This window comes from Micromonospora sp. NPDC049203, assembly GCF_043197215.1.
Taxonomy (GTDB): Bacteria; Actinomycetota; Actinomycetes; order Mycobacteriales; family Micromonosporaceae; genus Micromonospora.
This window is the reverse complement of sequence record NZ_JBICSV010000002.1, coordinates 323,883-342,838: the sequence shown is the minus strand read 5'-3', so window position 1 is coordinate 342,838 and position 18,956 is coordinate 323,883. Positions and strand designations below refer to the sequence as shown.

General features: G+C 72.0%; 21 protein-coding genes. 15 read left to right on the top strand and 6 right to left on the bottom strand.

Features of this window, described 5'->3' with window-relative positions; genetic code table 11:
* Positions 1 to 133 precede the first annotated feature (133 nt).
* Positions 134 to 901 (top strand): enoyl-CoA hydratase-related protein, encoded by a 768-nt coding sequence (locus tag ACGFIA_RS06200; protein WP_393258916.1) that lies wholly within the window; start codon positions 134 to 136, stop codon positions 899 to 901.
* Between the two features lie 9 nt (positions 902 to 910).
* Complete coding sequence (locus tag ACGFIA_RS06195; RefSeq protein ID WP_357382861.1) at positions 911 to 1,540, top strand: enoyl-CoA hydratase-related protein; 630 nt, start codon at positions 911 to 913, stop codon at positions 1,538 to 1,540.
* Between the two features lie 119 nt (positions 1,541 to 1,659).
* Here the strand turns inward: ACGFIA_RS06195 and ACGFIA_RS06190 are convergent, their stop codons facing one another.
* The 6 genes from ACGFIA_RS06190 to ACGFIA_RS06165 all read right to left on the bottom strand — a co-directional run bounded on the left by ACGFIA_RS06190 (position 1,660) and on the right by ACGFIA_RS06165 (position 7,373).
* Entirely contained in the window at positions 1,660 to 2,079 is a 420-nt protein-coding gene (locus tag ACGFIA_RS06190) for a heme-binding protein (protein WP_357382863.1), read from the bottom strand.
* 38 nt (positions 2,080 to 2,117) lie between these two features.
* A complete protein-coding gene (locus ACGFIA_RS06185) occupies positions 2,118 to 3,323 on the bottom strand; it encodes a CaiB/BaiF CoA-transferase family protein (protein ID WP_357382865.1) in 1,206 nt (401 codons plus the stop codon).
* 47 nt (positions 3,324 to 3,370) lie between these two features.
* Positions 3,371 to 4,390 (bottom strand): ABC transporter permease, encoded by a 1,020-nt coding sequence (locus ACGFIA_RS06180; protein WP_393258913.1) that lies wholly within the window; start codon positions 4,388 to 4,390, stop codon positions 3,371 to 3,373.
* Complete coding sequence (locus tag ACGFIA_RS06175; protein WP_393258911.1) at positions 4,387 to 5,313, bottom strand: ABC transporter permease; 927 nt, start codon at positions 5,311 to 5,313, stop codon at positions 4,387 to 4,389. The genes ACGFIA_RS06180 and ACGFIA_RS06175 overlap by 4 nt, the downstream gene beginning before the upstream one ends.
* 61 nt (positions 5,314 to 5,374) lie before the next feature.
* Positions 5,375 to 6,484, bottom strand: coding sequence for a sugar ABC transporter substrate-binding protein (locus ACGFIA_RS06170; protein WP_393258909.1), 1,110 nt, complete (start codon positions 6,482 to 6,484; stop codon positions 5,375 to 5,377).
* Between the two features lie 43 nt (positions 6,485 to 6,527).
* Complete coding sequence (locus ACGFIA_RS06165; RefSeq protein WP_357382873.1) at positions 6,528 to 7,373, bottom strand: ATP-binding cassette domain-containing protein; 846 nt, start codon at positions 7,371 to 7,373, stop codon at positions 6,528 to 6,530.
* Positions 7,374 to 7,709: 336 nt separating this feature from the next.
* Between ACGFIA_RS06165 and ACGFIA_RS06160 the strand changes: the two genes are divergently transcribed.
* The 13 genes from ACGFIA_RS06160 (at position 7,710) to ACGFIA_RS06100 (ending at position 18,951) form a co-directional block, all read left to right on the top strand.
* Positions 7,710 to 8,819 (top strand): amidohydrolase family protein, encoded by a 1,110-nt coding sequence (locus ACGFIA_RS06160; RefSeq protein WP_357382875.1) that lies wholly within the window; start codon positions 7,710 to 7,712, stop codon positions 8,817 to 8,819.
* The gene (locus ACGFIA_RS06155; RefSeq protein ID WP_357382877.1) at positions 8,816 to 9,193 is read left to right on the top strand and encodes a hypothetical protein; all 378 of its coding nucleotides are present in this window, start codon (positions 8,816 to 8,818) and stop codon (positions 9,191 to 9,193) included. Before ACGFIA_RS06160 ends, ACGFIA_RS06155 begins: the two co-directional genes overlap by 4 nt.
* A gap of 266 nt (positions 9,194 to 9,459) precedes the next feature.
* Positions 9,460 to 10,668 carry a substrate-binding domain-containing protein gene (locus tag ACGFIA_RS06150; RefSeq protein WP_357382879.1) on the top strand — a complete coding sequence of 403 codons (1,209 nt, stop codon included), beginning with the start codon at positions 9,460 to 9,462 and terminating at the stop codon, positions 10,666 to 10,668.
* Positions 10,665 to 11,441, top strand: coding sequence for an ATP-binding cassette domain-containing protein (locus ACGFIA_RS06145; protein WP_357382881.1), 777 nt, complete (start codon positions 10,665 to 10,667; stop codon positions 11,439 to 11,441). The genes ACGFIA_RS06150 and ACGFIA_RS06145 overlap by 4 nt, the downstream gene beginning before the upstream one ends.
* A complete protein-coding gene (locus ACGFIA_RS06140; RefSeq protein ID WP_357382883.1) occupies positions 11,438 to 12,535 on the top strand; it encodes an ABC transporter permease in 1,098 nt (365 codons plus the stop codon). Before ACGFIA_RS06145 ends, ACGFIA_RS06140 begins: the two co-directional genes overlap by 4 nt.
* The gene (locus ACGFIA_RS06135) at positions 12,532 to 13,572 is read left to right on the top strand and encodes an amidohydrolase family protein (protein WP_357382885.1); all 1,041 of its coding nucleotides are present in this window, start codon (positions 12,532 to 12,534) and stop codon (positions 13,570 to 13,572) included. Before ACGFIA_RS06140 ends, ACGFIA_RS06135 begins: the two co-directional genes overlap by 4 nt.
* Complete coding sequence (locus ACGFIA_RS06130) at positions 13,562 to 13,861, top strand: NifU family protein (protein ID WP_357382887.1); 300 nt, start codon at positions 13,562 to 13,564, stop codon at positions 13,859 to 13,861. Before ACGFIA_RS06135 ends, ACGFIA_RS06130 begins: the two co-directional genes overlap by 11 nt.
* On the top strand, positions 13,858 to 15,066 hold the full coding sequence (locus ACGFIA_RS06125; RefSeq protein ID WP_357382889.1) for a CoA transferase: 1,209 nt from the start codon (positions 13,858 to 13,860) through the stop codon (positions 15,064 to 15,066). Before ACGFIA_RS06130 ends, ACGFIA_RS06125 begins: the two co-directional genes overlap by 4 nt.
* Before the next feature lie 10 nt (positions 15,067 to 15,076).
* The gene (locus ACGFIA_RS06120) at positions 15,077 to 15,508 is read left to right on the top strand and encodes a heme-binding protein (RefSeq protein ID WP_357382891.1); all 432 of its coding nucleotides are present in this window, start codon (positions 15,077 to 15,079) and stop codon (positions 15,506 to 15,508) included.
* Positions 15,505 to 16,389 (top strand): hydroxymethylglutaryl-CoA lyase, encoded by an 885-nt coding sequence (locus tag ACGFIA_RS06115; protein ID WP_357382894.1) that lies wholly within the window; start codon positions 15,505 to 15,507, stop codon positions 16,387 to 16,389. Before ACGFIA_RS06120 ends, ACGFIA_RS06115 begins: the two co-directional genes overlap by 4 nt.
* Positions 16,386 to 17,540: a CoA transferase gene (locus tag ACGFIA_RS06110; protein WP_357382896.1), complete on the top strand. Its 1,155-nt coding sequence runs from the start codon at positions 16,386 to 16,388 to the stop codon at positions 17,538 to 17,540. The genes ACGFIA_RS06115 and ACGFIA_RS06110 overlap by 4 nt, the downstream gene beginning before the upstream one ends.
* On the top strand, positions 17,537 to 18,286 hold the full coding sequence (locus tag ACGFIA_RS06105; protein ID WP_357467839.1) for an SDR family oxidoreductase: 750 nt from the start codon (positions 17,537 to 17,539) through the stop codon (positions 18,284 to 18,286). Before ACGFIA_RS06110 ends, ACGFIA_RS06105 begins: the two co-directional genes overlap by 4 nt.
* A gap of 29 nt (positions 18,287 to 18,315) precedes the next feature.
* On the top strand, positions 18,316 to 18,951 hold the full coding sequence (locus ACGFIA_RS06100; RefSeq protein ID WP_357382900.1) for a GntR family transcriptional regulator: 636 nt from the start codon (positions 18,316 to 18,318) through the stop codon (positions 18,949 to 18,951).
* Positions 18,952 to 18,956: the final 5 nt, after the last annotated feature.

Here is an 18,956-nt window from a genome sequence, read left to right as displayed (position 1 = left end):
GCCAGGCAGGCCTGTCAAGCGCTTCCCGGATGCTGTTTTCCCTTGTGAATTGCGCTTCTTCCGCCGTCCACGAAGATCTTGACGACATACCGAAGAGTATGTTCGCCTGGTGTGGACGACAGGGAGGTGATCCGTGGAACCCGTCGGTTACGCGGTACACGACGCGGTGGCGGTCGCCACCATCGACCGGCCGCAGACACGCAACGCGCTCAGCGCCGACGTCCTGCGCGCGCTCGCCGCGGCGATGGACCGGGCCGAGGCCGACCCGGCGGTACGGGTGCTGGTGCTGACCGGCGGCCCCCGGCTGTTCGCCTCCGGCGCGGACATCCGCGAGCTGCGCCGCACGTCCCCGGCCGACTACCTGCTCTCCGAACGGCTGGAGTGCTGGCACCGGTTCGCCCGCTTCGGCAAGCCGGCCGTCGCCGCCGTCGCCGGATACGTGCTGGGCGGCGGGTGCGAACTGGCCATGACGTGTGACGCCGTGGTCGCCGCCGACTCCGCCGTGTTCGGCCAGCCGGAGATCAACCTCGGCATCATCCCGGGTGCCGGCGGCACGCAGCGCTGGGCCCGTGTCGCCGGCCGGTTCCGGGCCGCCGAGCTGGTCCTGGGCGGTCGCCTCGTGGACGCCTGGACCGCGCAGCGCATCGGCCTGGTCAGCCAGGTGGTGCCCGCCGAACGGGTGGTCGAGGCGGGGATCGCGCTGGCCGCCTCGATCGCCGCCCGCAGCCCGGTGGCGGCCCGCCTCGGCAAGCAGGCGCTGCGTACCGCCGAGGAGGTCGGCCTGACCGCCGGCCTCGCCCACGAGCGTTCGCTGCTGCTGACGCTGCTGTCCACAGACGACCACATCGAGGGCATCGACGCGTTCCTGGAGAAGCGTCCGCCCCGCTTCACCGGCCGATAGGAGAGACACGTGACGCAGGTACACGAGGCCACCGACCCGGGTCCGGGCGAACGGCTCGGCCCGGCCGCCCGCGCGGCCCTGCTCGACGCGCTCAAGCGCCACGCCCGTACGCCGGGGGAGCCGCTGCTGATCCGGGTCCAGGGCGACGCCTGGCGGCACGAGCCCGACGACCTCGCCCAGCCGGTCGTACGCGGGCAGTTGCACGAACTGGTGCTGCGGGTGCAGGCCGCGCCCGGCCCGGTGGTCGTCCACGTGACCGGCGCGGTACGCGGTCTCGGGCTCGGCCTGGCGCTCGCGGCGGACCTGCGCGTCGCCGCGCCGACCGCGACGTTCGGCACCGGCTCGCCCGCGGCGTTCCTGGCCGGCGGCGCCGGACGGCTGCTCGCCGGTGTCGCCGGCGCCGGCGTGCTGGCGCACCTGGCCTGGACCGGCGCCACGCTCGACGCCGAGGAGGCGCTGCGGCACGGCCTGGTCGGCTCGGTGTCGGACGATCCGGACGCCGGGGCCGCGCTCGCCGGGAGGCTCGCCTCGATCGGCGCGGGCCCGGCCTCGGCGCTGGCCCGCGCGCTGCGCGGCCGGGACCGGCCGGAGCTGACCGCCGCGCTCGACTACGAGTCCTGGCTGGCCGGCATCGAGTGAACCGGCCGCTCCGGCCCGCCCCGGCCGTTCCGCCCCGGCGGGACCAGCCGGGGCGCGCCGGGCGGGAGCCGGCACGGGGCCGAGGGCCGGGCGGCCCCCCTCCCGTGCCGGCATCCGGCTCACGCGACGGCGTCCAGCCCGGCGCGCGCGACCTCCATGTCCTGCGTGTAGTGCCCGCCGCTGACCCCGATGCCGCCGATCACCGCGCCGTCGGCGGTGATCGGGTAGCCGCCGCCGAAGACCACCAGCCGGTCGATGCCGGTGGTCGCACCGGTGGCCAGCGGCGCGTCGTCCTTGATGAAGTCGTACCAGCCGTCGGTGGGCATGCCGAATCCCGCCGCCGTGTACGCCTTGTCCTGCGCGACCTGCACCGACAGCAGCGCGGCGCCGTCCATCCGGGCGAACGCCTTCAGCACGCCGCTCTCGTCGACGACGGCGATGACGCAGGGCAGCGCCATCTGCTCGGCCTTGCCGATCGCGGCGGCGAGGATCCGTTGCGCCGCGCCGATGGTGACCGACGTCTTGGTGAAGTTGTCCATGAGGGGCTTCCTTCCGTGGTGGGTGGGTGGAGCGGGGCTCAGACGACGCCTGCGGCGCGCAGGCGCGAGATCTCGTCGCCGTCGAGTCCGGCGACGTCGCGGAGCACCTCGTCGGTGTGCTCGCCCAGCTCGGGCCCGACGCGGCGGACACCGCCGGGCGTCGCGGTCAGCTTGGGCACGACGTTCTGCATCGGGAACTCCCCGAGGTCCGGGTGCTCCAGCCGGACGATCGCGTCCCGGGCGGCGAAGTGCGGGTCGGCGAGCATCTCCTTGGCGGTGTAGATCCGCCCGGCGGGCACACCGTGGCGGTGCAGCAGCTCCAGCAGCTCGTCCCCGGCGTAGCCGGCGCACCACTTGGCGATCAGCTCGTCCAGCTCGCGCTGGTGCCGGCCGCGGTCGGTGTGCCCGGCGAACCGCGGGTCGGCGGCCAGCTCCGGCTGCGCCATCGCCTCGGCGAGCCGCCGGAAGACGGTGTCCTGGTTCGCCGCGATCACCACCATGCCGCCGTCGGAGGCGACGTAGACGTTGCTCGGCGCGATGTTCGGCAGGATCGAGCCGGTGCGTTCCCGGGTGTAGCCGCCGATCGCGTACTCCGGCACCAGCGACTCCATCAGCGCGAGCACCGACTCGTAGATGGCGCTGTCGACGATCTGGCCCCGGCCGGTCGCCTCGGCCACCCGCAGCGCGCCCATCGCGCCCACAGCGGCGAACGTGCCGGCCAGCGAGTCGCCGATGCTGATGCCGACGCGGCTGGGCAGCGAGTCGGGATCGCCAGTGGTGTAGCGGATGCCGCCCATCGCCTCGCCGATCGAGCCGTACCCGGCGCGTTCGGCGTACGGCCCGGACTGCCCGTACGCGGACACCCGGACGATCACCAGCCGCGGGTTGATGCCCCACAGCACGTCCGGGCCGACGCCCCAGCGCTCCAGCGTGCCGGGCCGGAAGTTCTCCACCAGCACGTCGGCCTCGGCGGCGAGCCGGCGCAGCACCTCCTGCCCCTCCGGGACGCGCAGGTTGAGGGTCACCGAGCGCTTGTTCCGGCCGAGCACCGGGAACCACAGCGACTTGCCGTACGGGCGCTCGCGTCCCCACTCGCGCATCGGGTCACCCCGCCCCGGCTCCTCCAGTTTGATCACGTCGGCGCCGAGGTCGCCGAGGATCTGGCCGCAGAACGGCCCGGCCAGCAGGACCCCGGCTTCGATCACGCGCAAGCCGGACAGCGGGCCGCGGGCGTAGTCGTTCATGTCGTCCCTGTTCTCTCGTCGGTCGTCTCGTTGGTGCGGGCGGAGGCTCAGGCCGGCACGGCGTGCGGCCGGGCCTCCGGTTCGGGTTCCGGCTCGGGGGAGTGCCGCTGCGTGCGCTCGCGGATCCAGCCGAGCGACACCGCGCCGAGCAGCGTCACGCCGAGCAGGATGTCGCCCAGCGGCAGCGGCATGCCGCGCAGCCGGAAGATGTTCAGCACGATGCTCAGCGAGAGCAGGCTCAGGAACGCGGTCATCGGGCTTCCGTGCCCGCCGCCGGCCAGCCGGAACCCGGCGATCAGCAGCGCGCCGTAGACGTACAGCTCGGTGCCCTCGCCGAGGGTGATGGCCGAGGCGCCGGTGCGCATGACCTGGACGCAGCCGGCGACCGCGGCGGCGGTGCTGGTCAGCACGAACAGCGCCAGCCGGACCCGGCCGGCCCGGATGCCGGCGCGGGCGGCGACGACCTCGTCGCCCCCGGTGGCCCGCAGGTGGGTGCCCCAGCGGGACCGGCGGACCAGCGCGCTGCACACCAGCGCGAGTCCCAGCACCACCAGGACCGGCACCGGCAGCGGCCCGATCGTGGTCTTCAGCGCGGTGCTCAGCTCCGGGGTGTACGCCGCCACCGAACTGCCGTCGCTGATCACCTTGGCCAGGCCCCGGGCGGCGACGAGCATGCCCAGCGTGGCGATCAGCGGCCAGACGCCGAACGCCAGGGCGAGGACGCCGTTTGTGAGTCCGGCCAGCAGCCCGGCGCCGAGCGCGGCGAGCACGCCCGCCTGCCACGAACCCGAAGCGGTGTAGACGGTGGCGTAGACGACCGCGCCGAGGCCGAGGACCGAGCCCACGCTCAGGTCGGCGACGCCGCCGGTCATCGCCAGGCTCGCCGCCAGCAGGATGATCGCCGGGGCGAGCAGGTCGCCGAGCATGCTGGAGATGTTGGCGCGGCTGGCGAAGTCGGGCGCGAAGATCAGCGCGGCGGCCAGCGCCACCACGAACAGCAGCACGCTCGTGGCGGACGGGCGGCTGAGCGGGCCGGTCCATCCGGCCCGGGTACGTGTGGTCGTCATGGTGTGCTCCTGACGCTGTTGACGGCGAGCGCGACCGCGAGCACGACTCCCTCGACGACCGGCTGCCAACTGGAGGAGACCCCCCAGGTGACGATGGCCGTGGGCAGCGTGTTGAGCAGCAGCAGCGCTGCGGCGACGCCGACGAAGCTGCCCCGGCCGCCGGTGAGCGCCATCCCGCCGAGCAGCAGGATCGAGATCACCCGGAACTCGGTGCCCGGGGTCAGCGTGGACTGGACGATGTCGCCCTGGGAGGCGAGGACCAGCCCGGCGAGCCCGGCGACCAGGCCGCAGAACACCAGCGCGCCGGCCTGGATCCGGTCCGGACGCAGACCCCGTACGAGCGCGGCGTGCCGGTTTCCGCCCACCGCGACGACGTGCCGGCCCAGGCGGGTCCGGCCGACCACGAACGCGACGGCGGCGAGCAGCAGCACCATGATCCAGAAGACCCGCGGTACGCCGAACAGGTCGCCGGCGACGTGCCGGCGCAGGAAGCTGTCGCGCGGGATCGGCACGAACTCGATGAACAGCCGGGTGGTGCCGCTGACCAGGAACATCGTGCCGAGGGTGGCGACGATGGGGTGGATGCGCACGCGCACGATCAGCACCGCGTTCACGATGCCGATGAGCGTGCCGAACACCAGCACCGCCACCAGCACCAGGGCGAACGACGCGCCGTCGGTCAGCAACTGGGCGGCGATCAGCGCGGCGGCGACCGCCGTGACGCCGACGGACAGGTCGAACTCGGCGCCGCTGAGCATCACCAGGCTGACGCCGACGACGAGGACGCCGATGAACGCCATGTTGAAGGCCACGGCGATGACGGTCTGGTGGGACAGGAAGGCCGGCGACTTCGCGGCGGTGGCCAATACCAGCGCGACCCAGAGCGCGACCAGGGCGAGTGTGGCGCCGTGGCGGCGGAGCACGGGAAGGACCGTGCTCCGCCGGACGGCTGCCTGCGGGGCAGACAGGGACATGGTCAGGTGCTCACTTGTCGAGCCCGTACGTCTCGGTGCCCGCGGGACAGTACTGCTCGGCGGCAGACTTGGCCGGGGCGTCCTTGGCGTAGAGCGCGTCGATCCGCTCCTTGAGCGGGGGGATGGACGGCACGGCGTCCTTCGGGAACGCGCACACCGGGTTGAACAGCGCGTTCGGGTCCTTCGGCGAGTCGACCACGGGGATCTTCTCGCCGCCGACCATCCGGTCGAGGATCGTGTAGATCTGCTTGGCGTAGCCCTCGTACCAGAACGCTGTCGAGCCGCCCAGGCCCGGCGTGTCGACCCCGAACAGCATGAGGTCGGCGCCGAGGCCGTAGCCGTAGATGTCACCGGCGCGGCTGAGCTGCTCCGCGGCGTTGATGGTGCCGATGATCATGTTGTCGTTGCCGCCGAGCGCCAGGATCTTCTTCGCGTCGGGCTTGGAGACCAGGATGTCGCGGGCGACACCCTGGGCGCCGTCCGGCGTGGTCGGCGAGTTGCGCCGGGTGACGACGCCGTCGATGTCCGGGCACACCTCCTTGAGTCCCTTGAGGATGCCCTCGGTGCGCAGCAGCGCCACGTCACCCGACTCCTCGTTCTCCAGCACCGTGACGAGGTCCGGCTTGCAGTCCCACTTCTCCTTCGCGTACGTCCCGCCGGCCCGGCCGGACAGCCGCCCCGACTCGACGTTGTTGATCCCGAAGAAGTGCGCGCCCGGGTGGGCGATGTCGATCGCGATGACCGGGATCCCGGCCTTGTTGAAGATGTCCATGATCTGCGGCGCGACCTTGCCGTCGCCCTGGAACTCCACGACGTGGGTGACGCCGCGCGAGACCATCGTCTCGGCGTTGGCGACAGCTGTCGGCCCGTCCCGGTCGTTGTTGAGCACGAGAATCTCCCACCCGCGCTTCTCGGCCTCCTTGCGCATGCCGACGTCGATGGCCCCGAGGACGGGGCTGGCCGGCTCCGCGAAGTTGGCGAACCCGATCCGGACGTCCTTGGCCTCCATCGCCTTGCCCTCCGCGGGCGCCGCCGGGGCGGCCCCCTCGGTGGAGCAGGCCGCCGCCGTCATACCCAGCGCGACGACGAGCGCGGCGCTCGCGAACGATCTGCGTCTCACTCTGATCCCTTCTCTCGGCTTGCTTCGGCCGGTGTGGCCGGTGTCAGGACTCGGTCACCGTCGCGGCGGGCGCCGCTCCGGTGATCAGCGCGACGATGTCGCCGGAGGACGCCTCGGCGGTGGTCAGCTCGCCGACCGTGCGTCCCTGTCGCATGACCGTGACCCGGTCGGCGACGCGGAAGACGTGTTCGAGGTTGTGCGAGATCATCAGCACGGCGATGTCCTGCTGCTTGAGCGCGGTGATGATCTCCAGGACGTGCCCGGACTCGGTGACGCCGAGCGCCGCGGTCGGCTCGTCGAGCATCACGATGTTGCGGCCCCACATGGTGGCCCGCGCGACGGCGAGCGCCTGGCGCTGCCCGCCGGACATCGAGGACACGTGGGAGGACAGCGAGGGCAGCCGGGCGCCGATGCGGTCGACGGCCTTCTGCGTCCGCTGCGCCATCGCCCGGCGGTCCACCAGGCGCAGCAGCCGGGACACCGGGCCGCGGCCCAGCGGCTCCCGGCCGAGGAAGACGTTCTCCGCCGCGCTCATCGAGTCGATCAGTGACAGGTCCTGGTAGACGGTCTCGATGCCGGCGTCGAGCGCGTCGGCGGGACCGGCGAACCGGCGGGGCGTCCCGTCGACCAGGATCTCGCCGCGGTCCGGTGTGACCACGCCGGCGAGCGTCTTCACCAGCGTCGACTTGCCGGCGCCGTTGTCGCCCATCAGTGCCATGACCTCGCCGCGCCGCAACGTCAGCGACGCGTCGCGCAGTGCCCGCACGGCGCCGAAGCTGCGAGCGATGCCCCGCGCATGCAGGACCGGTGTGGTGGTGGGGGGTGGGACCTCGTCCCGGCGGCGCTCGACGTCCCCGGGACGTGGGACTGCCGCTGCCTGCTCTGTCATGCCGAGGGAGTCAAGCAATGTATGCAATCACTGTCAAGGGTTCGCGATGAGGCGACGCCTGTAGCGCTCCGGGTAGGGTTCCATTCGACCCGACGTGTCGAGAAAATCGGGAAAAACGCCAGGTGATGGCGTCGCCGCGGTGCGCGCCGTCCGCCCTTGTTGGCGGCGGCACCTTCTTGACCACCCGGAAGTGCGCCCCTATGTTGTGTACATTCTCGGGCCGATGGTGGCCGCGATCACATGCCGCGCACTGCTGCGACGGGCGGCCGGCGCGGTGACCGGCCGTGCCCGTCCACCGCCTCGTCGCACTCCCGTCGACGGGAGAACGGAGTTGACATGATCAATGGGATGGTCGTGGTGGACGGTGTCGTCCACGGGTACGACTTCCGGCCCGGGAACCGGGCGCCGCACTGCTCCCAGGCCGCGTACGACGGCATGGTGAACGCGCTGTACCGCATCGGCCACACCTCGGTCGAGTCGCCGGCGCCCGGTTACCTCATGACCCGGGACGAGTTCACCGCCGGCTGGACCGCCGAGGAACTGGCGGACATCGTGTTCGTGGAGAGCGCCGTCGACGTGATGATCTACCACGGGGTGGAGATCGACGGGTTCTTCGACGGCGGCGCGTCGCCGTACGAGCTGGGCCGCGAGCTGAAGCGGCGGTACCCGGACCGGGTGCTGCTCTTCGCGCCGGTGGATCCGCTGCGCGGCCCCGCCGAGCTGGACCTGATGCAGCAGCGCGCCGAAGAGGACGACATCGACGGGTTCAAGTTCTACCCGACGAACGGGCTGATCGACCCGGAGGTGAACTCCTCGAAGCTGATGCTGCTGGACGACCGCGAGCTGGCGTTTCCCTACCTCCAGAAGGCTCTCGACCTCGGCGTCCGTCACATCGGCGCGCACAAGGCGGTGCCCGCCGGGGCCGGGCCGCGGGTGCTCAACCACGTGGACGACGTGACCTGCGCGGCGATCGCCTTCCCGGACCTGACGTTCGAGGTGGTGCACAGCGGCTGGGCGTTCCTGGAGGACTGCGCGCTGCAACTGCGGACGCACCCGAACATCTGGGCGACGATCGAGTCGGTGTCGAACATGATCGTGCGCAAGCCGCGCCGGTTTGCCGAGATCGTCGGCATGCTCATGATGCACGGCGGCACGGACCGCATCATGTTCGCCACCGGCGTGCCGTCCGCGCACCCGCAGCCGATCATCGACGCCCTGATGAGTTTCGAGATGCCCCGGGACCTGGTGGACGGGTGGGGCTTTCCGGAGTTCACCCCGGACGTGCTCGCCAAGCTGATGGGCGGCAACGCCCTGCGCCTGCACGGCCTGGACGAGGAGAAGGTGCGCGCGGCGGTGGCCGGTGACGAGCCGGCCCGGCGGCGCGAGGAGTATCTCGCGCACGCCCCCCGGCCGTGGGCCCGCCACCGGGAACGGCTGGCCGCGTGAGCGGCGTGGACCCGGCCGCGGCCGAGCTGCGGGCACGCCTGCTGCGGGCCTGCAACACCGTCTACGACCCCTGCGGGCTGGGTGTCGGCCGGCGCGTGGGCATCGTCGACATGGGGCTGGTGCGTGACGTGCGGGCGCGCCGGGAGCCGGACGGCCGGCTGCGGGTGTCGCTCGACCTGATCACCACAGGTCCGTTCTGCATGTACACGCCGTTCTTCGAGCAGAGCGTGCGGCGGGAGATCGGACGGCTGGCGCCGGAGGTCGACGAGGTCGAGGTCGAGTGGGGCGACAGCACCGGCTGGTCCGAGGCGTCGATGACCGAGCACGGCCGGGAGATCCTGAGCGTCGGTCGTCCGAGGGCGTCCGCCCACTGACGCGCATCGAGATCCGCACGTCGGAAAAATACAATTTCTCCGTCCGGTCGGGGTGAATCCTGCCCCTTCCCGGGCTGCGGAAACGCCCTCTAACAGGGCTTATGTTTCGGCATTGTGAACTATTGACTGTCGATGTTGATCGTGTTGGACTGCGATTGCATGCAACCCGAGGCGCCGTCCCGCGCCAGGTTCGGTTCTTGCCCCTCTGCGCCGACTCATCGACTCGCTTCTCTTCGACGCCTGCCACCCACCGAGGGAGTAGCACCGTGACACACACTTTCGGAGCCCGCCGGCTCCGCGCCGCAGCCGCCGCGTTCGGGGTGGCCGCCCTTCTGCTCACCACCGCCGCCTGCGGCTCGGGTGAGGACAGTGCGGCCTCCGGCACGCCCGCCGCGGTCAACGACGAGTACACCGAGATGGCCCGCAAGCTGATCGACGCCGGCACCGGCGGGATGCTCTACTTCGAGGGCAAGGAAGCCGACATCACCCTCGACAAGATCAAGGTCTACGAGGAGTGGTCCGGGCCGACGACGTCGGTGAAGCCGCCGGCCAACGGCAAGCTCAACATCATCGTCTGCAAGATCGGCACCTCCTGCGAGGAGGTCGGCAAGCGGGCCACCGCCATCGCCGAGAAGCTCGGCTGGAGCGCCGAGATCCTGGACGGGCAGGGCACCCCGGAGGGCTACCAGAAGGCGCTGGCCACCGCCGCCGCCAACAAGCCCACCGCCGTCATCACCGTCGCGATCCCGGAGAACCAGGTCGCCGACGGCATCGCCGAACTGCAGAAGGCGAAGATCCCGGTCGTCGGTGTCTCCGCCGTCGCCGAGGGCGGCGCGGTCGGATACGACGCGCACGTGTCCAGCCGGGAGACGTTCCAGGCGGTGCTGGCCACCGCCAAGGCCGTCGCCGACTCCAACGGCAAGGCCAAGGTCGTCTTCCTCTGGGACGTCGGCTACCCGCACCTTGTCGAGGCGCTCAACGCCAGCAAGCGCGTGCTCGCCGGCTGCACCGGCTGCGAGCTGCTGGAGGTCCGCGAGCGCACGCTGGCGCAGGCGGTCGACCCGATCGAGATGCAGAACATCACCACCTCGCTGATCCAGAAGCACGGCGACAAGCTGCAGTACATCCTCACCCCGTACGGCAACGGCGTGGAGTCCGTCATCGCCGCCATCCGGGCCGCCGGCCGCAACGACATCAAGGTGCTGTCCAAGAACGCCGAGCCGGAGCGGCTGGGCAGCGTGGCCGCCGGTGACCAGCTCGCCGACTTCGGCGCGATCCGCGGCTGGAACGCCTACGCCGCCATCGACCAGGTCGGCCGGCTGGCCGCCGGTCAGCCCGCGCTCCCCGACGCCGAGCAGGGCATCCCGGCGACCGTGTTCGACAAGTCGAACGCCCCCAAGGACGGCGCGGTCGACTGGAACAGCTACGTGAACTACGCCGAGCGCTACGAGAAGATGTGGAGCGAGGCCCGATGAGTGCCGCCCCGGTGCTGGAGGCGGTGGGCGTCAGCAAGTCCTACGGCCGGGTACGCGCCGTCACCGATGTCTCCTTCGACGTACGCCCGGGCGAGATCCTGGGCGTCGTCGGGGACAACGGCGCCGGCAAGTCGACGCTGATGAGCATGGTCAGCGGCGCGCTGGCACCGGACTCCGGCCGCCTGCGGGTGGCCGGCCGGGACCTCGCACCGCACACCATCGGCGCGGCCCGGGCCGCCGGGATCGAGATGATCTACCAGGATCTCGGGCTCTCCGACAACCTGAGCATCGTCGAGAACGTCTTCCTCGGCCGGGAGTGGACCGGCGGCGTGCACGGCCTGCCCGTCCTGCGCAAGCGGGCGATGCGCGAGCGCACCCGGGCGGTGCTGGAGGAACTGGGCATCGACCTGCACGACATGAACGTCCTGGTCGAAGGGCTCTCCGGCGGGCAGCGGCAGATGGTCGCCATCGCCCGCGCGCTGGTCACCGAGAACGAGCCGCGCGTGATGGTGATGGACGAGCCGACCGCCGCGCTCGGCACCACCGAGTCCGACGGCGTCAACGCCCTCATCCGCCGCCTCCGGGACCGGGGCTACGCGGTCATCGTGATCAGCCACCGGATCCCGGAGATCCTCTCGATGGCCGACCGGCTGCTGGTGATGAAGGGCGGCCGCAACGTCTACCACGGCCCCACCGAAGGGCTCGACGTCGAACGGTGCGTGCAGTTGATCGTCGCCGGCACGCTCGTCACGGCGGGGGAGGCGGTCCGATGACCGCCGCCACGACACGGAAGCCGCCGGGCGGCGGCCGTACGGTCGTCAAGCAGAGCGCCGACCGGTCCCGCGCCGGGGCCGGGGAGCGGGCGGTCGAAGGGGTGAGCCGGTTCGGGCTGCTCGGCATGCTCGTGCTGGTGATCGCGGTCTTCTCCGTGCTCACCCCGGACACCTACTTCACCACCACGAACTTCCGGCTGATCCTGGTCAACCAGACCGTGACGGTGATCGTGGCGATGGCGGCCACGCTGCCGCTGCTGGCGCACTACCTGGACGCGTCGGTCGGCCCGATGCTGGGCCTGGCGCAGGGCGTGAGCATCTGGCTGATGGCGGTGCGGGACGTGCCGATCTGGCTGGCCCTGCTCGCCGTGCTCGCCGTCGGCGTCGCGGTCGGCCTGCTCAACAGCCTGCTGGTGCTGAAGTTCGGGATGAGTTCCATCATCGCCACGCTCGCCGTGGGCAGCCTGCTGATGGGTCTGCTCTACATGGTCACCGGCGGCCGGGTGCTGTACCAGAACGTGCCGCCGGCGTTCACCGAGATCGCCCGAGGCGACCTGGGCGGCGTCCCGCTGCCGCTGATCTACCTCGTGGTGCTGGTGCTGGTGCTGGAGTTCATCGTCGTGTGGACGCCCTTCGGGCAGCGGCTCTACGCGATGGACGGCAACCTGCGCGGCGCCGCCCGGGCGGGCATCAACGTCCGCAGCTACACCATCCGGGCGTTCGTCGGTGCGGCGGTGCTCGCCTCGCTCGCGGGCGTGCTGCTGGCCTCGCGGATCGGCTCGGCCCAGCCCACTGTCGGTGAGCAGTTCCTGCTGCCCGCCTTCGCCGCCGCCTTCCTCGGCGCCGCCGCGCTGCGGCCCGGCCGGGTCAACATCCTCGGCACGGTGATCGCCGCGTACTTCATCACCTTCACCATCGCCGGCCTGCAACACCTCGGCGCCGCGACCTGGATCGAGCGCGTCTTCAACGGCCTCGCCGTCATCGCCGGCGTCTCGGTCGCCGCGTGGTCGGTGCGGCGCCGCCGCCAGCTCGCGGTCCGGCACGTCGAACGCCTGGAGAACGACACCACCCCGAAGGGACGCCCCAGCACATGAAGAACGACTTCTTCGTCCTCGACAACGCGATCCACATGTACAAACTCACCGACGAGAACATCGACTTCAACCACGGCGGCAAGAAGTCGACGAACGCGCTCGTCGAGTACGCCCGCAAGTACTCCGCCCCGGGCTACCCGTACGACGACATCTCCGGCCGGGAACTCTCCGTCGAGGACGCGTACCGGCTGATGTTCGAGGAGTCCGACACCGACATGGCGATGGCCCAGACGGTGCCCAGCCACGGCGGCTGGAAGCTGGGGTTCTCCCCGGCGGAGAACAACTACAAGCTCAAGGAGGCGTACCCGGACCGGGTGCTGTTCTGCGGCGGCGTCGACCCGATCACCCACGGCCGCTACGGCGCGGTGACCGAGATGATCCGGCAGATCGAGGAGTGGGGCGCGACCAGCTTCAAGTTCTACCAGGCGCACTCCGGCGGCCTGTCCTGGAAGATCGACGACCGGCAGGTCGCGTACCCGCTGTGGGAGACCGCCCTCGAACACGGCGTGACGAACGTGCAGTTCCACAAGGGGCTGGCGTTCAACACCCAGCACATCGCCGACCTGGCGCCGTACGACCTGGAGCGCGCGGCGCAGGACTTCCCCGAGATGACGTTCATCGTGCACCACCTCGGTGAGCCGTTCATCAACGAGACGATCAACATCGCGGCCCGGTACGAGAACATCCACCTCGCGCTGACCGCCTGGATCAACCAGTACCCGGTCGCGCCCCGGGCCGCGCTGCACGCCATCGGCAAGTGCCTGCTGCACGTCGGCCCGGACCGGCTGCTGTGGGGCTCCGAGGCGTTCGTCTGGCCGAAGGTGCAGGCGTACATCGACCTGTTCGCCGAGATGCGCATGCCGGAGGACCTCCAGGACGGCTACGGCTACCCGGAGCTGACCGACGAGATCAAGGAGAAGATCTTCGGCCTGAACTTCGCCCGGGTGCTCGGCATCGACGTGAAGGCCAAGAAGAAGGAGCTGTACGGCAAGAGCGGCAAGAAGTCCGCGAAGAAGGGCCGCAAGGATGGGCGCTGAGAAGACGGCGAAGGCCGCCGACCGCGCGCTGGACGGCAAGGTACGCCAGCTCGTCGAGGCGCACGGCGGCGGCGTCACGGTCGACGTGGACGCCGACGGCGACGCCCGGGTGACGTTCCACGGCCGCTGCGCGGCCTGCCCGTCCGCGCCGGTCACCATGGGCTCGCTGGTCCGCCCGGCGCTGCTGAAGATCGAGGGGGTGCGCTCGGTGTCCCGCGCGGGCGCGGTCTCCCGGTTCGCCGAGGCGCGCATCGAGCGGATGTTCGGCCTGTCGGAGCCGGCCGGATGACCGGCGGCTTTCCCGACGGGCCGCTCACCGGCGTACGCGTGGTGGAGGCCGGCGTGCTGCTGGCCGGGCCGTTCTGCGCGCAGCTCCTCGGCGACTTCGGCGCCGAGGTGATCAAGGTCGAGCAACCGGACGGCGGCGACCCGATGCGGCAGTGGGGGCGGGAGAAGCCGCACGGCAAGTCGCTGTGGTTCCCGGTCGTGGCCCGCAACAAGAAGTCGGTCACCTGCAACCTGCGCATGCCCGAGGGGCAGCAGGTGATGCGCGACCTGCTCGCCGGCGCCGACGTGTTCGTGGAGAACTTCCGCCCGGGCACGCTGGAGCGCTGGGGGCTGGCGCCGGAGGAGCTGCACCGGATCAACCCGCGGCTGGTAGTCGTGCGGGTCACCGCCTTCGGGCAGGACGGCCCGTATGCCTCCCGGGCCGGCTACGGCTCGATCGGCGAGGCGATGGGCGGCATCCGGTACGTCACCGGTGACCCGTCCACGCCGCCGAGCCGCATCGGCGTCAGCCTCGGCGACTCGCTGGCCGGCACGTTCGCCGCGCTCGGCGCCATGATGGCGTTGCGGGTGGCGGGCAGCACCGGCCAGGGCCAGGTGGTGGACAGCGCCATCTACGAGTCGGTGCTGGCCCTGATGGAGTCGCTGGTGCCGGAGTACGCGCTCACCGGCTACATCCGGGAGCGGACCGGCTCGATCCTGCCCAACGTGGCGCCCAGCAACGCGTACCCGACGCGCGACGGCGCCACCGTCCTGATCGCCGCGAACCAGGACACCGTGTTCCGCCGCCTGGCCGCGGTGATGGACCGGCCGGAGCTGGCCGACGATCCCCGCTACGCCACCCACGCCGCCCGTGGGGCGCACCAGGCCGAACTGGACGACCTGATCGCGGCGTGGACCGTCACGTTCGAGCCGGCCGCGCTGCTGCGGCTGCTGCATCTCGGCGGCGTTCCGGCCGGGTCGGTGTACACCGCCCGGGAGATGCTGGCCGACGAGCACTTCGCCGCGCGCGAGGCGATCGTCGAACTCGACCACCCCGAGATGGGCGCGTTCCCGATGCAGAACGTCGCGCCCCGGCTGTCCCGCACCCCGGGCCGGCTGCGTTCGGTGGGCCCCCGGCTGGGCGAGCACACCGACGAGGTCCTGCGCCAGGTGTTGTGCCTGGCCGACGACCGGATCACCGAACTGCGCGCCGCCGGCGCGATCTGAGGAGGCAGTCATGGCGAAGAACCCGTACGTGGTGAAGAAGCGCTCGATCTCCGGGCCGGCCGCGCGGGCGATGGTGGCCGCCGCCGTCGCCCGGGCCGAGGAGATGGGCTTCGCGGTCACCGTCGCCGTGTGCGACGAGAGCGGGGTGCTCAAGGCGTACGAGCGGATGGACGGCGCGCCGCTGGTGAGCGTGCAGCTGGCGCAGGACAAGGCGTACACGGCGGTGGGTTTCGGGCTCAGCAGCGACGGCTGGTACGACTTCATCAAGGACGACGGCCCGCTGGCGATGGGCGCCCCGCCCGCGATCGACCGGCTGGTGACCTTCGGCGGCGGCTATCCGGTGAAGGTCGACGACGTGCTGGTCGGCGGCATCGGGGTCAGCGGCGGCCACTACACGCAGGACATGGAGGTCGCGCAGGCCGGACTGAAGGCGCTGTCTTGAACGTCGAGATCGTCGAGGTGGGCCCCCGGGACGGCCTGCAGAACCACCCGGCGGAGCTGACCACCGGGCAGAAGGCCGAACTGGTACGCCGCGCGGTCGCGGCGGGCAGCCGGCGCGTCGAGGTGACGAGCTTCGTCAACCCGGCGAAGGTGCCGAAGCTCGCCGACGCCGACGCGGTGATGGCACTGGTCCGCGACGAGCCGGGCCTGGCCTCGATCGGCCTGGTGATGAACGGGCGCGGCCTGGACCGGGCGGTCGCGGCCGGCGTCACCGAGGTCAACTTCGTGGTCGTCGCCACCGACACGTTCTGCCGGCGCAACCAGGGCACGTCCACCGCCGAGGCGGTGGCGCAGGTGCGGCGGCTGCTGCCCCGCGCCCGCGAGCAGGGGCTGCGCACGTCGGTGACGGTCGGGGCCGCGTTCGGCTGCCCGTTCGAGGGCGAGACGCCCGCGGGGCGCGTGCTGCGCGTCGTGGACGACCTGGCACCGGTGGCGCCGGACGAGGTGGCGCTGGCCGACACCATCGGCGTCGCCGTGCCGTCGCAGGTGGAGCGCCTGTTCACCGCCGTACGGGACCGCACCGGCGCGAGCCTGCGCGGGCACTTCCACAACACCCGCAACCTGGGCACGGCCAACGTCCTGGCCGCCGTCGGGGCCGGGGCGCGGGCGATCGACGCCAGCGTCGGCGGCATCGGCGGCTGCCCGTTCGCGCCGGCCGCCACCGGCAACGTGGCCACCGAGGACGTGGTGTACGCGCTGGAACGCTCCGGGACGCGTACCGGGGTGTCGCTGGACGCGGCGATCGGCAACGCCAGGTGGCTGGGCGAAGTGTTCGGCGCCGAACTGCCGGGCGTGCTGAGCCGGGCCGGTGGGTTCCCGTGACCGGGCCGCTGACCGGACTGCGGGTGCTGGACCTGACCAGCACGTTCTCCGGCCCGTACTGCACGCTGATGCTGGCCGACCTGGGCGCCGAGGTGATCAAGGTGGAGGCGCCGGGCGGCGACATCGCCCGCCAGCTCGGCGCCGCCCGCACCCCCGGCATGGCGGCGGTGTTCCTCAACATGAACCGGGGCAAGAAGAGCGTCCTGCTGGACCTCAAGGCGCCCGCCGACCGGGCCGCCTTCGACCGGCTGGTGCCGGCCGTGGACGTGCTGGTGCACAACATGCGCCCGGCCGCCGCGGCCCGGCTCGCGCTCACCTACGACGACGTACGCGCGCTGCACCCGGCGATCGTCTACTGCGCGATCCCGGGCTTCCGCGGCACCAGCCGGCACGCCGACCGGCCCGCCTACGACGACGTGATCCAGGGCGCCTCCGGGATCGCCGCGCTCCAGAGCGTCAACCAGGACCAGCCCGGGTACGTCGTCACGCCGCTCGCCGACAAGATCACCGGGCTCACCGCGTCCACCGCCGTGCTCGCCGCGCTGCGGCACCGCGACGCCACCGGCGAGGGGCAGCGGGTCGAGGTGCCGATGTTCGACACGATGGTCGCCTTCGGCCTGCTCGAACAGCTCGACGGCTGGACGTTCGACCCGCCGACCGGGCCGCCGCGCTACCCGCGTACCGCCGCGCCGAACCGCCGCCCGTACGCCACCGCCGACGGGCACCTCTGCGTCCTGATCTACACCGGCCGGCAGTGGGAACGGTTCCTCACCCTGGTCGGCCGCGCCGACCTGTTGCGCCATCCCGACTACGACACGGTCGGCAAGCGGATCGCCAACGCCGACGGGCTCTACCGGGTGGTCGCCGAGGTGCTGCGCGGGCGTACCACGGCCGAGTGGCTGGCGGAGCTGTCGGCGATCGACGTGCCGTGCGCGCCGCTGGCCGGCTACGAGGAGATCCTGCGCGACGAGGAGTCGGCCGAGTCGGGCCTGGTGTCGACGGTCGAGCACCCGGTGGCCGGACGGCTGCGCAGCATCGCCTCGCCGATCGTCATGTCGGCCTCGCCGCTGCCGCGCGGCCGGCTCGCGCCGACGCTCGGCGAACACAACGACGAGGTGCTCGCTGGCGGCGCCGAGGGGAGCAGCGGATGAGGGGCACTGTCGCCGTCGTCACCGGCGCCGGATCGGGGATCGGGCTCGCCGTCGCCCGCCGGCTGGCCGGCGAGGGCGCCGAGGTGCTCTCCGCCGACCTGGACGTGTCCGCCTGCGCCGGGGTCGCGGTCACCGCCGACCTGGGCACCCCGGCCGGCGTCGCCGCCGTCGTGCGGGAGGTGACCAGCCGGTACGGCGGCGCTGACGTGCTCGTCAACAACGTGGCGCTCGCGCCGTACCGGGACGCGTTCACCGACATCGACGACGCGGCTTGGCAGCGCACCTGGGACGTCAACGTGATGTCCTGCGTGCGCCTGTGCCGCGCGCTCGTGCCGCTCATGGTCGAGCGGGGCGGCGGCAGCGTGGTCAACATCGGCTCCGAGGCGGCGCGGCACCCGAAGCCGCACATGCTCGACTACGCGGTCAGCAAGGCGGCGCTGCTCAGCCTCGCCAAGGGCCTGGCGCTGGAGTACGGCTCCCGGGGCGTGCGGGTGAACACCGTCGCACCCGGCCCGACGCGGACCGCGACCATGGACGCCTACCTGGCGTCGGTCGCGCTCCGGCTGGGCATCGACGTCTCCGCCGCCGCCGACCACGTCGTGCGTGACCTGCGCAAGCTCCCGCTGGGCCGGATGAACGAGCCGGAGGACGTCGCCGAGGTGGTGCTGTTCCTCGCCGGGGAGCGGGCCCGGCAGGTGACCGGCTCGGAGTACGCCGTCAACGGCGGTTCCACCGCGTCGATGTAGGTTCACCATCGGTGAACAAAGGGGGACGCATGGGCCGGGCCACGCAGTCGGCGTACGAGTCGATCAAGACGCGCATCCTCGGCGGGGCGTACGAGCCGGGGAAGAAGCTCTCCGAGGAGGATCTCGCCGCAGCGGTGGGGGTGAGCCGTACCCCCGTGCGGGAGGCGCTGCGCCGGCTGCACGCCGAGGGCCTGGTGGACTGGGAGGCCAACCGGGGCGCCACCGTCCCGGCCTGGCGGGAGCAGGACCTGGAGGAGATCTTCGAGCTGCGCGCCCTGCTGGAGGGCTACGGCGCGGAGCTGGCCGCGACCCGGATCACGCCGGAGGAGATCGCCCGGCTGCGTGAGCTGTGCACCGAGATGGAGGGCTACGCGGCCGGCCAGCGCCGGGACCGGGCGGACCGGATCGCGGTCTGCAACGCGCAGTTCCACGAGATCATCCTCGGCGCCGGGCGGAACCGGCGGTTGAGCGCGCTGCTCGGGGCGGTGGTGCAGACGCCGCTGGTGAACCGCACCTTCCGCCGCTACGACGAGGCGGCGATGGCGCGCAGCATGTCGCACCACCGGGAGCTGATCGACGCGTTCGAGGCGCGGGACCGGGCCTGGGCCGGCTCGGTGATGCGGGCGCACATCCTGGCCGCCCGCGCCACCCTCGGCACGCCCTGACCCGC

Coding starts and splice junctions, on each gene's coding strand:
- ACGFIA_RS06185 (WP_357382865.1), bottom strand. CDS start 3,323: ATGAACGACTACGCCCGCGGCCCGCTGTCCGGCTTGCGCGTGATCGAA.
- ACGFIA_RS06180 (WP_393258913.1), bottom strand. CDS start 4,390: ATGACGACCACACGTACCCGGGCCGGATGGACCGGCCCGCTCAGCCGC.
- ACGFIA_RS06190 (WP_357382863.1), bottom strand. CDS start 2,079: ATGGACAACTTCACCAAGACGTCGGTCACCATCGGCGCGGCGCAACGG.
- ACGFIA_RS06120 (WP_357382891.1), top strand. CDS start 15,077: ATGGCGAAGAACCCGTACGTGGTGAAGAAGCGCTCGATCTCCGGGCCG.
- ACGFIA_RS06160 (WP_357382875.1), top strand. CDS start 7,710: ATGATCAATGGGATGGTCGTGGTGGACGGTGTCGTCCACGGGTACGAC.
- ACGFIA_RS06165 (WP_357382873.1), bottom strand. CDS start 7,373: ATGACAGAGCAGGCAGCGGCAGTCCCACGTCCCGGGGACGTCGAGCGC.
- ACGFIA_RS06135 (WP_357382885.1), top strand. CDS start 12,532: ATGAAGAACGACTTCTTCGTCCTCGACAACGCGATCCACATGTACAAA.
- ACGFIA_RS06145 (WP_357382881.1), top strand. CDS start 10,665: ATGAGTGCCGCCCCGGTGCTGGAGGCGGTGGGCGTCAGCAAGTCCTAC.
- ACGFIA_RS06140 (WP_357382883.1), top strand. CDS start 11,438: ATGACCGCCGCCACGACACGGAAGCCGCCGGGCGGCGGCCGTACGGTC.
- ACGFIA_RS06100 (WP_357382900.1), top strand. CDS start 18,316: ATGGGCCGGGCCACGCAGTCGGCGTACGAGTCGATCAAGACGCGCATC.
- ACGFIA_RS06105 (WP_357467839.1), top strand. CDS start 17,537: ATGAGGGGCACTGTCGCCGTCGTCACCGGCGCCGGATCGGGGATCGGG.
- ACGFIA_RS06130 (WP_357382887.1), top strand. CDS start 13,562: ATGGGCGCTGAGAAGACGGCGAAGGCCGCCGACCGCGCGCTGGACGGC.
- ACGFIA_RS06125 (WP_357382889.1), top strand. CDS start 13,858: ATGACCGGCGGCTTTCCCGACGGGCCGCTCACCGGCGTACGCGTGGTG.